Genomic DNA, 15040 nt, shown 5'->3' with positions numbered 1-15040 from the left:
GTCCCCTCGCTCAGCGCAGCTTCGGGTCGAGGGCGTCGCGCACCGCGTCGCCCAGCATGATGAAGGCCAGCACGGTGACGGAGAGCGCCGCGGCCGGGAAGAACAGGACGAACGGGGCGGTCCGGATCACCTTCTGGGCCGAGGAGATGTCGATGCCCCAGGAGATGGTCGGGTCCTGCAGGCCGATGCCGAGGAAGCTCAGCGTCGCCTCGGTGGCGATGTAGCCGCCCAGCGCGATGGTCGCCACCACGATCACCGGGGCGACCGCGTTCGGCAGGATGTGCCGGAACATCAGCCGTCCGGTCCCGGCACCCAGCGCCCGGCCGGCCACCACGAAGTCGGACTGTTTGACCGTCAGCACCGCGCCGCGCATGACGCGGGCGATCTGCGTCCAGCCGAGCACGCCCAGCGCGACGACCACCGTCCACACCGTGCGGACGGAGAAGGCGTTCAGCAGCACCAGCGCACCGAGCAGCAGCGGGATGCCGAAGAAGATGTCGATGATCCGGGAGAGCACCGCGTCCACCGTGCCGCCGAAGTAGCCGGCCACCATGCCGGTCAGCCCGCCGAGCACGGTCACCATCGCGGTCACGAAGATGCCGACGGTGATCGAGGCCCGGGCGCCGTACACGACCCGGGCGTAGATGGAGCGGCCCTGGCCGTCGTAGCCGAACCAGCCCGCGCCGAAGAAGTCCGTCCAGTCCGGCCGTCTGAGGTAGTTGTGGACCAGGTCGGCCTTGCGCGGATCGGCGTCGGTGAACGCCCAGGGGAAGATCGCCATCACGATCAGCAGCACGATCAGCACCGCCGAGATCAGGAAGATCGGCCGCCGCCGCAGGTCGCGCCAGGCGTCGCCCCAGAGGCTGCGGGCCGCCTCCCGCTTGTCCGGGTCGCGCTCGATCAGGGTCTCCTGCTCGACCGCCATGCCCTGCTCGCCGGCGTAGTCCAAGTGGTCCACTCCCGGCTTGGGATGCGGCTCGTAGGAGTTCTCGTCGTGGACGTCAGGCATAGCGGATCCTCGGGTCCAGGACCGCGTAGAGCAGGTCGACGACGAGGGAGGCCACCAGGTAGACGATCACCAGCACGGTGACGATGCCGACCACGGTCGGCCCCTCCTTCTGGTTGATCGCTCGGTAGAGGACGTTGCCGACACCCTGCACGTTGAAGATGCCCTCGGTGACGATCGCGCCGCCCATCAGCGCGCCGAGGTCGGTGCCGAGGAAGGTGACCACCGGGATCAGCGAGTTGCGCAGCAGGTGACGGCTGATGATGGTGCGCCGGGGCAGCCCCTTGGCCACCGCGGTGCGCATGTAGTCGGCCCGCAGGTTCTCGCCGATCGAGGTGCGGGTGAGCCGGGCGACGTACGCCAGCGACAGCGAGCCCAGCACGATCGCCGGCAGGATCAGTTGCGAGAGGTCCCTGGAGTCCTGGACGGTCGGGGTGACCCAGCCCAGGTTGGTCGCGAAGACGGTCTGCGCGATGTACGCCAGGACGAACACCGGGATGGAGATCACCAGCAGGGTGAGGAACAGCACCACGGTGTCCTGGATGCTGCCGCGCTTGAGTCCGGAGACCAGGCCCAGCAGCAGTCCGAAGATCATCTCGAAGGCGAAGGCCAGCAGGGCCAGCCGGATGGTGACCGGGAAGGCCTGCGCCATGATGTCCGAGACCGGGCGGCCGGTGAAGCTGGTGCCGAAGTCGCCCTGGAAGAGGTTCCCCATGTAGTGCAGGTACTGCTTCCAGATCGGCTGGTCCAGGTAGTACTTGTGCTTGAGGTTGGCGACCACGGCGGGGTCCGCGGCCTTCTCCCCGAACAGTGCTGCGACCGGGTCCCCCGGCAGCGTGTAGACCATCAGGAAGATCAGCAGCGTGGTGCCGAAGAACACCGGGATCATCTGCAGCACCCGCCGCAGCACGTAACTGCCCATCCGAGCCTCCTTCCCGGAGAAGTGATCGAGTGCCCGGGCCCCGCCCTCCGTGCGGGAAGGGCGGGGCCCGCGGGGGAACCCAGGCCGCGCCCGGTCAGCCCTTGACCTCGACCTGCGTCCAGGCCGGGTTGCCGAAGGAGTCGAACGTCACGTTCTGGACCTTGGTGGAGTAGCCCGAGTTGGTGCGGTAGTACCAGAGCGGGATGGCCGGCATGCCCTGCGCCAGCACCGCCTCGGCCTGCTGGTAGCCGGTCACCGTGTCGGAGACGCTGGCGGCCTCGTCGGCCTGGGTGGCGAGCTGGTCGAACTGCGCGTTGCTGTAGCCGAAGTCGTTGGACGCCGCGCCGGTGCGGTACACGTCGGCGAGGAAGTTGGCGTTCAGCGGGTAGTCCTGGACCCAGCCGGTGCGGAAGGCGCCGTTGATCTGGTGGCCGGTGATCGCCGCGCGGGCGGTCTTGAAGTCCGGCTTCGGGTCCCCGGTGCACTCCACCCCGGTGTTCTGCCGGATCGAGTTGCAGACCGCGTCGACCCACTCCTTGTGGCCGCCGTCGGCGTTGTAGGTGATGGTCATCCTGTTGCCGGGGACGCCGCCGCCCTCGGCGATCAGCTGCTTGGCCTTGGCCGGGTCGAAGGTGCAGTTGTCACCGCACTGGCCGGCCTTGTAGCCCTCGACGCCCTCGGCGACCCAGGCGGAAGCCGGCTTGCGCGAGCCCTGGAGCACCGTCTTGGTGATGGTGTCGCGGTCGATCGCCATCGACAGGCCCTGGCGCACCTTCGCCTTCTCCGGCGGGGCCCAGTCGGCCTGGTAGAGCGTGAAGCCGATGTTCTGGATGGCGCCCTGCGGGGCGTCGATCGCCCGGTCGCCGAGGTCGCTCTTGTAGGTGGCCAGCGCGGAGGGCGGCACCTGGTCCATCACGTCCAGGTTGTTGGACTGCAGGTCGGCGTAGGCGGCCTCGGACGTGCTGTACATCTTGAAGACGATGCCGCCGTTCTTCGGCTTGTCCACGCCCTGGTAGTCCGGGAAGGCCTTGGTGACCACCTGCTGGTTGTGGTCCCAGCTGACGAACTGGTAGGCGCCGTTGCCGACCGGCTTCTGCCCGTACCCGGCGGGGTCGTTGTAGAAGGCGTCCGGCAGCGGGGAGAAGGCGATGTAGCCGAGCTTGTACTCGAAGTACGAGACCTTGTGGCTCAGCTTGACGGTGAAGTGCAGGTCGTCGGTGACGGTCAGCCCGGACATCTTGGCCACGGTCGGCTGGCCGCTCTCCGGGTGGACGTCCGCGTAGCCCTCGATGTCGGAGAACCAGGAGCTGTTGATCTGGTTGTTGGTGGTGGTCGCGGCCCAGTTCCAGGCGTCGACGAAGTTCTTGGCGTGCACCGGGGTGCCGTCGTGGAACTTCCAGCCGTCCTTCAGCGTGACGTCGAAGGTCTGCGAGTCGCTGGTGTCGATCTTGTCCGCGACCTGCATCCGGATCTTCGCGTTCGCCGGGTCGTAGTCGACCAGGCCCTTGAAGAGGTTCTGCAGGATGCGCCCGCCGCCGGTCTCGTTGGCGTTGGCCGGTTGCAGCGCGTTCTGCGGCTCGCTGCTCTGGTAGCTGAAGGTCTTGCTGCTGTCCGACGAGCCGCTGCTGCCGCCCCCGCCGCCGCTGCTGCTGCATCCGCCGGCCACCAGGGCCACGGACGTCGCTGCGGCGAGGACCCATCGAGCACGGGTGGCCACGGGCATGGAGGTCCCTCCTCAAGGTGTGTGACGCATCACACCCCATGAGAAGCTCGGCCGCCCGGCGGCGCGAGTGCGGTACCCCCGGAAGGGTGCACGGGCCGCCGCACCGGTTGACGCCCCGGCAGGCCCGGCGCGCGAACGCCGAAGGGGCCCGCGCCGCGAACGGCAACGGGCCCCTCCGGGCGGGAACGGGCGGGCCGTCAGGCCGCGGCCGTCTCCCGGACGGCGGCGAAGTGGCACGCCGACTGGTGCTTGGCCGGGCCGCTCAGCACCTCGGGCACCGCCAGCAGCGGGACCTCGGTCGAGCAGCGCTCCTCCGCCTTCCAGCAGCGGGTGCGGAAGCGGCAGCCCGACGGCGGGTTGGCCGGCGAGGGGATGTCACCGGTCAGGATGATCCGGTCGCGGTTCGCGCGCGCCTCCGGGTCCGGCACCGGCACCGCGGAGAGCAGCGCCTGGGTGTACGGGTGGGTGGCGTTCTCGTAGATCTCCTCGTCCGTGCCGATCTCGACCATCTTGCCGAGGTACATCACGCCGACGCGGTCGGAGATGTGCCGGACGATGGAGAGGTCGTGGGCGATGAACATGTAGGAGAGCTCGAAGTCGCTCTGCAGCTGCTCCAGCAGGTTGATCACCTGCGCCTGGACGGACACGTCCAGGGCCGAGACCGGCTCGTCGCAGATGATGACCTCCGGCTTGAGCGCCAGGCCGCGGGCGATGCCGATGCGCTGGCGCTGACCGCCCGAGAACTGGTGCGGGTACCGGTTGATGTACTCCGGGTTGAGGCCTACGACGTCCAGCAGGTCCTGGACCGCCCTGCGGCGGTCGCCCTTGGGAGCCACCTCGGGGTGGATCTCGAAGGGCTCGCCGATGATGTCGCCGACCGTCATGCGCGGGTTGAGCGAGGTGTACGGGTCCTGGAACACCATCTGGATGTTCCGGCGGACGGCCTTGAGGCCCGCGCCGGACAGCTTGGTGATGTCCTCGCCCTTGAACAGGACCTGGCCGGAGGTGGCCGTCTCCAGGTGCATCAGCACCTTGGCCAGCGTCGACTTGCCGCAGCCGGACTCGCCGACGATACCGAGCGTCTCGCCCTTCGCCAGCTCGAAGGAGACGCCGTCGACGGCCTTGACGGCGCCGACCTGCTTCTTGAACAGGATGCCCTGGGTCAGCGGGTAGTGCTTGACCAGGTCCTTGACCTCCAGGATGGGCTCAGCCATGGAGGGTCTCCTTCCAGAGGTGGCACGCGCTGCGGCGGCCGGTGAGCTCCTTGCCGTCCTTGTCGGTCACCTGGTGCAGCTTCGGGATCTCCGTGCGGCACAGGTCGGTGGCGACGTCACAGCGAGGGTTGAACGCGCAGCCGGCCGGAACCTTCAGCAGGTTCGGGGGCAGGCCCTTGATCGCGTACAGCTCCTGGCCCTTCTGGTCCAGGCGCGGGATGGAGCGGAGCAGGCCCTTGGTGTACGGGTGGGCCGGGCGCGCGTACAGCTCGTGCACCGGGGCGGTCTCGACGATCCGGCCGGCGTACATCACGGCGATCTTGTCCGCGACGTCGGCGACCACGCCGAGGTCGTGGGTGATCAGGATCAGGCCCATGTTGTACTCGTCCTGCAGCTCCGCGAGCAGGTCCATCACCTGGGCCTGGACGGTGACGTCCAGGGCGGTGGTGGGCTCGTCGGCGATGATCAGGTCGGGCTCCATGGAGAGCGCCATGGCGATCATGATGCGCTGGCGCATGCCGCCGGAGAACTGGTGCGGGTAGTCGCCCACACGCTGCTTGGCCGCGGGGATGCGCACCCGCTCCATCAGCTCGATGGCCTTCTCCCGGGCCTCCTTCTTGGAGGCGCCGCGGTGCACCCGGAACATCTCGCCCAGCTGCGCGCCGACGGTCATCACCGGGTTCAGCGAGGAGAGCGCGTCCTGGAAGATCATCGCGATCTTCTGGCCGCGGATCTGCCGGCGCTCCTCCTCCTTCATCGCGAGCATGTCCTGCCCGCGGAAGAGGATCTGGCCCTGGCTGATCTTGCCGGGCGGCATGTCGAGGATGCCCATGATGGTCTGGGCGGTCACCGACTTGCCGGAGCCGGACTCGCCGAGCACCGCCAGGGTCTCACCGGCGGAAACGGAGTAGTTGACGCCGTTCACGGCCTTGGCCACGCCGTCCCGGGTGTGGAACTCCACGTGGAGGTCCTTGACCTCCAGCAGCGGGGTGCCAACCTCCAGGCGGTTCTTCTGGTTCTTCTCGATCACGGTGGTCATCGGGTCGTCACCTCTTCTCTCAGCGGAGCTTCGGGTCGAGGGCGTCGCGCACCGCGTCGCCGAGCATGATGAACGCCAGCACGGTGATGCTCAGCACGGCGGCCGGGAAGAGCAGGACGTGCGGGGCGTTCAGGAAGCGGGGCTGAGCGTCGCTGATCATCAGGCCCCAGGAGATCTGCGGGGGCTGGACGCCGATGCCCAGGTAGGACAGCGCGGCCTCGGCGCCGATGTAGACGCCCAGGGAGATCGCGGCGACGACGATGACCGGCGCGATGGCGTTCGGCAGGATGTGCCGGAAGGTGATCCGGCCGGAGCCGGCACCCAGCGCGCGGGCCGCCATCACGTAGTCGTTGTTCTTGTTGGCCAGCACCGAGGCGCGCATGATGCGGAAGATCTGCGGCCAGCCGAGCACGGCCATGACCAGCGAGACGGTGTAGGCGTTGCCGGTGCCGAGCATCGACATGATCAGCATGCCGCCGAGCAGCAGCGGGATCGAGAAGAAGATCTCGGTGAAGCGGGACAGGATCGAGTCGACGATCCCGCCCTTCCAGCCCGCCAGCAGGCCGAGCAGGGAGCCCACCACGGTGACCGTCAGGGTGGTCAGCACGCCGACGGTGACCGAGTTGCGGGCGCCCCAGATGGTGCGGGTGTAGATGTCGCAGCCCTGGACGTCGAAGCCGAACCAGTGCTCGGCGCTCGGACGCTTCAGCGAGTTGTCCAGGTCGCAGGCACCGCCCGCGAACGGGCTGCCGTCGGTGAACAGCTGCGGCACCGCGGAGATGACCAGCAGGCAGAACACCAGCACCGCGCCGATGATGAAGACCGGGTTGCGGCGCAGGTCGCGCAGCGCGTCCGACCAGAGGCTCGCGACGCGCTCGGGCTTCTGGGCCTTCGCCGCGCCCTTCTCGCCGTTGTCGCCGGAAGGGGCCTCGGGGCCCTTGGTGATGGTGTCACTCATAGCGGATCCTCGGGTCGAGCACGGCGTACAGCAGGTCCACGAGCAGGGTGGTGATCAGGTAGATCAGCACCAGCAGCGTGACCACGCCGACGATGATCGTTCCCTGCTTCTGGTACACGGACTGGGCGAGCAGGCCGCCGATGCCGTGGATGTTGAAGATCCGCTCGGTGATGACCGCACCACCCATGAGACCGCCGAGGTCGGCGCCCAGGAAGGTGACGATCGGGATCAGCGCGTTGCGCAGCGCGTGACGGCCGATCACCCGACGGCGCTTCAGGCCCTTGGCGACCGCGGTGCGGACGTAGTCCGCGCGCATGGTCTCCATCAGGCTGGTGCGGGTCAGACGGGCGACGTACGCCAGCGACATCGAGGCGAGGACGAAAGCCGGCAGCAGGTACGCCCGGAGCCCGTCCTCCTCGTTGAAGGACACCGAGAAGATCTCGATGCCGTAGTCGTTCTTCAGCTTGACGCCGAGCACGAGCTGCAGCACGAAGCCGGTGACGAAGACCGGGATCGAGATGACCAGCAGCGTGCTGATGAGGACCAGCTGGTCCAGGAACTTCCCCTTGCGCAGGGCCGCCATGACACCGGCCGCGACACCGACGACCGCCTCGATGACAAAAGCCACCAGAGCGAGGTTGACGGTGTACGGGAAGGCGTCCCCGATCATCTCACTCACCGAACGGCCGGTGAGGCTCTCTCCCAGGTCGCCCTGGAAGACGCCGGTGATGTAGTTCCAGTACTGAACGAGGAACGGGTCGTTCAGGTGGTACTTTTCGCGGATCATGTCCGCGACGACCGGGTCGGCTCGCTTCTCGCCGGCCAGCGCCTGCACCGGGTCACCGGGCAGGTAGTGGACCAACGCGTAGATCAGCAGCGTCGCGCCGATAAGGACAGGGATCGCCTGTATCAGTCGGCGGATCACATAGCGGCCCATTAGACCTCCACACTTTCGGACAAGGAAGGGAGGCGGGGGGAGCCGGACTGTGGTCCGGTCTCCACCCGCCCCCTAACGTCTGCGTCTCAGATCAGCCGGCGAGCTCGACCTCGGCCAGGTTCATACGACCCTGGGCGTCGGTGTCGAAGTTCTTGATCTTCTTGGAGTACGCGGCGGAGGACATGTAGGTGTAGACCGGGATGTACGGCAGGTCCTCGATCAGGACGTCGTCGGCCTGCTGGTACAGCTTCAGGCCCTCCTCCGGGCTCTTCGCCTGGTCGGCCTGGTCCAGCAGCGACTCGAACTTGTCGTTGACGTAACCGCCGTAGTTCGAGCCGTTCTCGATGGCGACCTTGGAGAAGATCGGACGCTCGTAGTTCTCGATCGACGGGTAGTCCATCGACCACGCCATGCGGAAGGCACCGGAGTACTGCTTGGCGCCGAGCGCGTCCAGGATCTTGCCGAACTTCTCGAACGGCTTCGTGGTGACCTCGACGCCGAGGTTCTTCTTCAGCTGGTTGGCGACGGCCTCGATCCACTCCTTGTGGCCGCCGTCGGCGTTGTAGCCCAGCTCGATGGTGTTGTTCGGGACACCGCCGGCGGTGTCCCACAGCTGCTTGGCCTTGGCCGGGTCGAACTTCGCCGCGTCGCCCATGGCGCCCTTGCGGTAGCCCGGGATCAGCGGGTTGATGAAGTCGTCGGCCGGGACACGGGTGCCCGCGAAGATCTGCTTGGTGATCGCCTCGCGGTCGATCGCCATCGAGATCGCCTTGCGGATCTCCGGCTTGCCGTAGGTGGCCGGGTTGGTCGAGATCGGGAAGCCGATGTAACCGACGCCGGACTCCGGCTTGTAGATGTAGCGGTCGCCGAACTCGCCCTTGACGGTGCCCATGGCCGAGATCGGGAGCTTGTCGGTGGCCTGGATGTTGTCGGCGCGCAGGTCGTTGTACGCGGTGTCCAGGTTGTCGTAGATCTTGAAGGTGACACCCTGCAGCTTCGCCTTGCCGTCAGAGGCCGGGAAGTTGTCGTAGCGCTTGACCTTGATCTGCTTGTTGTGCTCCCACTTGCCGTCCATCTGGAACGGGCCGTTGCCGATCGGGGCGTCCCCGAACGACTTCGGGTCCTGGAAGAAGGCCTTCGGCAGCGGGTAGAACGCGTTGTATCCCAGCATGGTCTTGAACTGGGAGAACGGGTTGGTCAGGGTGACGGTGAAGGTCTTCTCGTCGACGACCTGCAGGCCCTTGAGCTTGTCGGTGGCCGGCTTCTTGTCCTTGCCCGGCGAGAGCTCCTCGGAGCCCTCGATCTTGGCGAAGAACGGCAGGCCCTCGGCCGCGTTGTCCTGGTTGGCGCCCCAGTTCCAGGCGTCGACGAAGGACTGGGCGGTGACCTTCTCACCGTTGTGGAAGGTGTAGCCGTCCTTCAGCTTGATCGTCCAGACCTTGCTGTCCGGGGACTCGATCGACTCGGCGACGCGCAGCTTCGGCTCGTTGGTCTTCCGGTCGTACTCGACCAGGCCGGCGAACAGCTGGCCCAGGACCTCGGCACCCTCGGACTCCGCGGTGTTCTGCGGAACCAGGCCGTGCTGCGGCTCACCGAGCTGAACGGCGATCGAGCCGCCGCCGGAGGCGGCCTTGTCGTCGCTCTTCGAGCTGGTGCTGCAGGCGGTCGCCGCGAGGGCGATCGCGGTCGCCGCGACGATCCACTTGGTCTGGGTTGCACCACGCATGGGGGGATGCCTCCTGAATTCGACTTTCCAACGAGGAGAGCACCGCGGGCGGTTGATCCGGTCCGCCGTGCCGTCCGCGCTCGTGGTTTCGGCGCGCACCCCTGCGCGTAACCCTTGACCCGAGCCTGACTGCACCCACTATGTGTCACGCACGGACACGAAAGTGACCACTGCCGATCTCAATTAGGTCACATGAACGGTCGGTAAGTTTCGAAAATCGGACATAAGAGACATACTCAGACAGGCATCAACCGGACAGTCGTCATGAATGACGGACTGTCACGTTCGCTCAGCGGACACCTCGGCGTGGTAAGCGCTATTCCGTTTATACGCGCGTCGACAGCGTGGAGTAGTTGAAAAAGTTCGCCCCCCTTCCCATCGGAAAGGGGGGCGAACGTTTCCGGCCAAAGCGCCGCCGGAAGGGCTCAGAAGGCCGTGATCACGCCTTCTTCGCGCGCGAGGCGGTACGGCCGCGGTCCTTCTGGTCCAGCACGACCTTACGGATGCGAACCGTCTCCGGGGTCACCTCGATGCACTCGTCCTCGCGGCAGAACTCCAGCGACTGCTCCAGCGAGAGCTTGCGCGGCGGGACGATCGACTCGGCGACGTCGGCGTTCGACGACCGCATGTTGGTGAGCTTCTTCTCCTTGGTGATGTTGACGTCCATGTCGTCGGCACGCGAGTTCTCGCCGACGATCATGCCCTCGTACACCTCGGTGCCCGGGTCGCAGAAGAGCACGCCGCGCTCCTGCAGGTTGGTCATCGCGAAGGCGGTGACCACGCCGGCCCGGTCGGCGACCAGCGAACCGTTGTTGCGGGTCGTCAGCGTGCCGAACCACGGCTCGTGGCCCTCGTGGATCGAGTGCGCGATACCGGTGCCGCGGGTGTTGGTGAGGAACTCGGTCCGGAAGCCGATCAGACCGCGGGACGGGACGACGAACTCCATCCGGACCCAGCCCGAGCCGTGGTTGGACATGTTGTCCATCCGGCCCTTGCGGATGCCCATGAGCTGGGTGACGGCACCCATGTGCTCCTCGGGCACGTCGACGGTCAGGCGCTCGACCGGCTCGTGGGTCTTGCCGTTGACCTCCTTGGTGACCACCTGCGGCTTGCCGACGGTCAGCTCGAAGCCCTCGCGGCGCATGGTCTCGATCAGGATGGCCAGCGCCAGCTCACCGCGGCCCTGCACCTCCCAGGCGTCCGGGCGCTCGGTGTCCAGGACGCGCAGCGAGACGTTACCGATCAGCTCGCGGTCCAGGCGGTCCTTCACCTGGCGGGCGGTGACCTTGCGGTCGACCCGGCCGGCCGACTTGGCGTCCGCGCCCTTGCCGCTGCCGCCCCGGCCGACCAGCGGCGAGGTGTTGGTGCCGATGGTCATCGAGATGGCCGGCTCGTCCACCGTGATCAGCGGCAGCGCGATCGGGTTCTCCGGGTCGGCCAGGGTCTCGCCGATCATGATGTCGGAGATGCCGGCGACGGCACAGATGTCACCGGGGCCCGCCACCTCGGCCGGCTTGCGGGTGAGCGCCTCGGTCATCAGCAGCTCGGAGATGCGGACGTTCGAGATGGAACCGTCGCGCTTGATCCAGGCCACCGTCTGGCCCTTGCGCAGCTCGCCCTGCTCGACGCGGAGCAGCGCGATGCGGCCGAGGAAGTTGTCGGCGTCCAGGTTGGTGACGTGGGCCTGCAGCGGGGCCTCGGCGTCGTAGGTCGGGGCCGGGACGTGCTCCAGGATGGTGGAGAAGAACGGCTCCAGGTTGTCGCTGTCCGCGGGAACGGTGCCGTTGTCCGGCTTGGTCAGCGAGGCGACGCCGTCACGCGCGCAGGCGTAGACGATCGGGAACTCGATCTGGTCCTCGTCCGCGTCCAGGTCGAGGAAGAGGTCGTAGGTCTCGTTGATGACCTCGTCGATCCGGGCGTCCGGACGGTCGGTCTTGTTGATGCAGAGGATGACGGGCAGCCGCGCGGTGAGCGCCTTGCGGAGCACGAAGCGGGTCTGCGGCAGCGGGCCCTCGGAGGCGTCGACCAGCAGGACGACCGCGTCCACCATCGACAGACCGCGCTCGACCTCGCCACCGAAGTCGGCGTGGCCCGGGGTGTCGATGATGTTGATGGTGATCGGCGCGCCACCATCCTTGGGGTGGTACTTGACCGCGGTGTTCTTCGCGAGAATGGTGATGCCCTTCTCGCGCTCCAGGTCGTTGGAGTCCATCATCCGGTCGTCCAGCTGCTGGTGAGCGGCGAAGGCACCGGCCTGCTTGAGCATGGCGTCGACCAGGGTGGTCTTGCCGTGGTCGACGTGAGCGACGATGGCGACGTTACGGATGTCGTTGCGCGTGGGCATGCCTAGCGGATTCTCCTGGAATCGTGGGTTAGAGCGCCCGGCTGCGTGACGCGCACTTGCGACCCCTGTCGGCCGCCACCACCCGTTCCGCCTGCTACTACCGGTCCACCCGCCGGGCAGAACATGCCACGGCTTCCTCCTATGGTACGGGGAACCGCCGAGCTCGGCCGAAACGGGCATCGCGGGCCCGGTCAAGATCACAGCTCGGTCACTCCCCTTTCACCCGGTGTTCCACCTCCGCCAGGCTTCGGCCGTGATCCACCACCTCCGCTCCGTCCTCCCTCCGATCGTCCTCGGCGCCGGCACCGTGGTTCTGTTCGCCAAGGTCGACCACGGCCTCCCGCCGTGGACCGCGCTCGGCTTCCTGGTCGGCACCCTGCTGGGCCAGGAGCCGCTCTCCGACCTCTGGCTCCTCCTCACCCACCGGCTGGGCGGGGGACGGTTCCTCGGCGTCTCCTACGGGTGGGGGCGGGTGCTGTGGCAGGGAACGGTCGCCGGGGTCCCGGTCACCCTGGGGCTGCGGCCCACCAGCGGCCTGCGCCTCCACTGGGGCCTGCTGCCCGTCCGGGCCCCGAGGCTGCGGCTCTGGGCCTGCTCGGTCGGCTGGCTCGCCGTGCACGGCGGTCTCGGAGCCTGGTTCGCGCTCTCCTTCACGGGGGCGGCCCGGGGCATCGGGCTCGGCCTGCTCTCCACCCTCGTTCTCCTCCTGCTCCTCGGGGCGCCGTCTCCGATCAACTCGATCTGGGCCGTCCTCGTCCTGCCCTTCCGCCCCCGGGCCCTGGAGCACCACCTCTGGTCGACCCGCGACATCACGGCCGAACGGCTGCTGTGGCGCGGCCGGATCCCCGAGGCACGCGCCGTGCTGGACGGGCCCGCCCCGGCCCAGGCGGGTCACACCCGCCTCACGGCCGCCGGGGTGGCGCTCGCCGAAGGCCGCCACGACGAGGCCGACCGGATCATCGAGCTGGCCCTGGCGCGAGGCTGCGGCCCGCGTCAGGCGCACGCCGTCGCCGCCGCGGTGATCGTGTGCCGCAGCGACAGTGGGGAACTGACCCCGGCCAGGGCCGGTGCGCTGTTGGCCCCGCTCCTGGAGGTGTTCGGCCACGACGAGCGGGCCAAGCTCCGCTACGTTCAGGGGGCGGCCGATCTCGCGCGCTTCAACGGCGATCCCGAGGCGGCCGTCCGCGCCGCCCGCCGCCACGCGGTCGACGCCCGGCTCTCCCCGCACTGGCGGGCTCACGCCGGCTGCACGCTGGCCGCCGCCCTGATCGCGACCGGGAAGCCCGAACGGGCCAGGAAGGCTCTCGCCCGCGCCCGCCGGGAGTGCCCCGGCCTCACCCGGATCGCCGACGTGGAGCGGATGCTGGAGCGGCCCGTCGAGGTCCGTTAGCCCGCCGCCCAGCCGAGGTCCTGGAGACGGGGGCGGGCCAGGCCCCGGATTCCGGCGCCGACCAGGCCGTCGCGGACCGCCACCGCCTCCGGGCGCTGGAAGAGCGGGACGGAGTGGCCCAGCTGCCAGATCCGCGCGTCGGTCTCCTGGAGCAGGGCGCGGCGGGCGTCCGGGTCGGGTTCGGCGGCGGCGAGGCCGAAGAGGCGGTCGATCTCGTCCGTCCCGGCCCGCGCGTAGTTGCGGCCGGCCTCCGGGGCGCCGTCCGGGCCGGGGCGGGGCTTGGCGTAGACGGGCCGCTGCTCGTCGGCCGGGGCGGGGCCGGCGGGCCAGGAGAACAGGGCGAGGTCGTAGTCGCCGGTGGCCAGGTGGTCGCGCAGGACCGCGTCCGCCGGCGCCTCCACGACCTGGACGGCCGCCCCGATCGCGCCGAGGTCCGCCGCCACCGCGTCGGCCGCCCGCCGGAGGGTCGCCGAGCCGGCCGGGACCAGCAGGGTGAGCGCCAGTTCGCGGCCGTCCCGGGCCCGGGTGCCGCCGCTCGCGGGGCGCTTCCAGCCGGCGATGTCCAGCATCCGCCCGGGATCGGCGACGCCCAGTGCGTCGGAGTCGTCCCGGTAGCCGGGCTGGTCGCCGGCCAGCAGGTGGTGGCCGAGCGGCGCGGCGGGCAGTCCGAACGGGGTCAGCGCGGCGTCGGCGGCGTGCCGCCGGTCGACGCCGCGGGCCAGCCCGCGGCGCAGCACCGGGTCGGTGAGCGGTTCGCGGGCGGCGTTCAGGGTGAGCTGGGCGAGGCCGGTCCCGGCGGCCCGGTGCAGGGTGACGCCGGGCAGCGCGGCGGCCCGGCGCAGCGCCTCGGCGGTGTCGGGCCCGGCGTGCTCGACCGCCGCGGTCAGCGGGGCGAGGTCGAGCCGGCCCCCGGCCAGTTCCTCGGCGCGGTGCTCGGGCGGGACGGCGAGGAACTCGATCCGGTCCGCCTTGGCCGGCTCGCCCCACCAGAACGGGTTGCGGACCAGGGTGGCCCGGCCGCCCGCCGGGTCGTAGCCGTCGACCAGGAACGGGCCGGCGGTCGGGTGGGCGGTGCCGCCGGGCAGCGGGTGCTCGAAGGCGGCGGGGGTGGCGGTCTCGGCGGCGGGGTAGAGCGGGCCGAACAGGGCCTGCCACTCGGCGCAGGGCTGTCGGAAGGTGACCCGGACCTCGTGCGGGTCGGCGCCCTGGGTGATGGAGTCGACGGCCGCGTACCCGGCGGGGCGGGCGGCGGTGGCGGCGGGGCCGGTGAGCGCGGTCCGCTGGGCGATGAAGTCGGCGGCGGAGAGCGGGGTGCCGTCGCTCCAGACGGCGTGCGGGTTGAGGTGGTAGGTGACCACCTGGGGCAGCCGTCCGGGCGGGGTGGACTCGGCGGCGGTCAGGTAGTCAGGGTCCGGCGTCCACTCGCCGTGCGCGTCCGGCCGGAACAGCGCCGGGTAGAGGGCGTGCGCGAGCAGTGCGGAGTCGGCGGTGGCGGCGCCCTGGTAGGCGTTCAGGGTGGCCGGGACGGCGTCGACGGCCCAGCGCAGGGTGCCGCCGTCGCGGACGGCGGCCCGGTCGACCGGGCGGACGTCCCCGGTGACGACGGCCGGGGCGGGCGGCGCGGGGTCGGGGGTGCGGACGGTGCCGGCCGGGTCGGGGCCGCCGAGGCAGCCGGCCGTGGCACCGAGGGCGAGCAGCAGCGCGGCGGCTGCGGCGGGGAGGCGGGCGCGCATGGCGGCCATGGAACGCCGCCCCCGCGCGCCCGGCGGCCCCGACACGGC

The 15040-nt window shown here is 69.5% G+C and carries 11 protein-coding genes; 1 reads left to right on the top strand and 10 read right to left on the bottom strand.

Features of this window, described 5'->3' with window-relative positions; genetic code table 11:
- Window positions 1–10: 10 nt before the first annotated feature.
- The 9 genes from ABZW10_RS26010 to typA all read right to left on the bottom strand — a co-directional run bounded on the left by ABZW10_RS26010 (window position 11) and on the right by typA (window position 11869).
- Window positions 11–925 carry an ABC transporter permease gene (locus ABZW10_RS26010; RefSeq protein ID WP_355370038.1) on the bottom strand — a complete coding sequence of 305 codons (915 nt, stop codon included), beginning with the start codon at window positions 923–925 and terminating at the stop codon, window positions 11–13.
- Between the two features lie 76 nt (window positions 926–1001).
- On the bottom strand, window positions 1002–1928 hold the full coding sequence (locus tag ABZW10_RS26005) for an ABC transporter permease (RefSeq protein WP_355370000.1): 927 nt from the start codon (window positions 1926–1928) through the stop codon (window positions 1002–1004).
- Between the two features lie 94 nt (window positions 1929–2022).
- Window positions 2023–3651 carry an ABC transporter substrate-binding protein gene (locus ABZW10_RS26000; protein ID WP_355369998.1) on the bottom strand — a complete coding sequence of 543 codons (1629 nt, stop codon included), beginning with the start codon at window positions 3649–3651 and terminating at the stop codon, window positions 2023–2025.
- Window positions 3652–3848: 197 nt separating this feature from the next.
- Window positions 3849–4865, bottom strand: a complete 1017-nt coding sequence (locus ABZW10_RS25995) for a dipeptide ABC transporter ATP-binding protein (protein WP_355369996.1) — start codon at window positions 4863–4865, stop codon at window positions 3849–3851.
- The gene (locus ABZW10_RS25990) at window positions 4858–5904 is read right to left on the bottom strand and encodes an ABC transporter ATP-binding protein (RefSeq protein ID WP_355369994.1); all 1047 of its coding nucleotides are present in this window, start codon (window positions 5902–5904) and stop codon (window positions 4858–4860) included. Before ABZW10_RS25990 ends, ABZW10_RS25995 begins: the two co-directional genes overlap by 8 nt.
- Before the next feature lie 19 nt (window positions 5905–5923).
- Window positions 5924–6862: an ABC transporter permease gene (locus tag ABZW10_RS25985; RefSeq protein ID WP_355369992.1), complete on the bottom strand. Its 939-nt coding sequence runs from the start codon at window positions 6860–6862 to the stop codon at window positions 5924–5926.
- On the bottom strand, window positions 6855–7799 hold the full coding sequence (locus ABZW10_RS25980; protein WP_350546867.1) for an ABC transporter permease: 945 nt from the start codon (window positions 7797–7799) through the stop codon (window positions 6855–6857). The genes ABZW10_RS25985 and ABZW10_RS25980 overlap by 8 nt, the downstream gene beginning before the upstream one ends.
- A 91-nt stretch (window positions 7800–7890) precedes the next feature.
- Complete coding sequence (locus ABZW10_RS25975; RefSeq protein WP_355369990.1) at window positions 7891–9525, bottom strand: ABC transporter substrate-binding protein; 1635 nt, start codon at window positions 9523–9525, stop codon at window positions 7891–7893.
- A 439-nt stretch (window positions 9526–9964) separates the two neighbouring features.
- Window positions 9965–11869: a translational GTPase TypA gene (gene typA / locus ABZW10_RS25970; protein WP_355369988.1), complete on the bottom strand. Its 1905-nt coding sequence runs from the start codon at window positions 11867–11869 to the stop codon at window positions 9965–9967.
- A gap of 253 nt (window positions 11870–12122) precedes the next feature.
- Between typA and ABZW10_RS25965 the strand changes: the two genes are divergently transcribed.
- Window positions 12123–13259: a hypothetical protein gene (locus ABZW10_RS25965; RefSeq protein ID WP_355369986.1), complete on the top strand. Its 1137-nt coding sequence runs from the start codon at window positions 12123–12125 to the stop codon at window positions 13257–13259.
- Here ABZW10_RS25965 and ABZW10_RS25960 read toward each other — a convergent pair.
- A complete protein-coding gene (locus tag ABZW10_RS25960) occupies window positions 13256–14992 on the bottom strand; it encodes an ABC transporter family substrate-binding protein (protein ID WP_355369984.1) in 1737 nt (578 codons plus the stop codon). The genes ABZW10_RS25965 and ABZW10_RS25960 overlap by 4 nt on opposite strands.
- Between the last annotated feature and the right edge of the window lie 48 nt (window positions 14993–15040).

Source organism: Kitasatospora sp. NPDC004723, assembly GCF_040609255.1.
GTDB lineage: Bacteria > Actinomycetota > Actinomycetes > Streptomycetales > Streptomycetaceae > Kitasatospora.
Note: the sequence above shows the minus strand (reverse complement) of the source record. Positions and strands in the feature narration are given on the sequence as shown.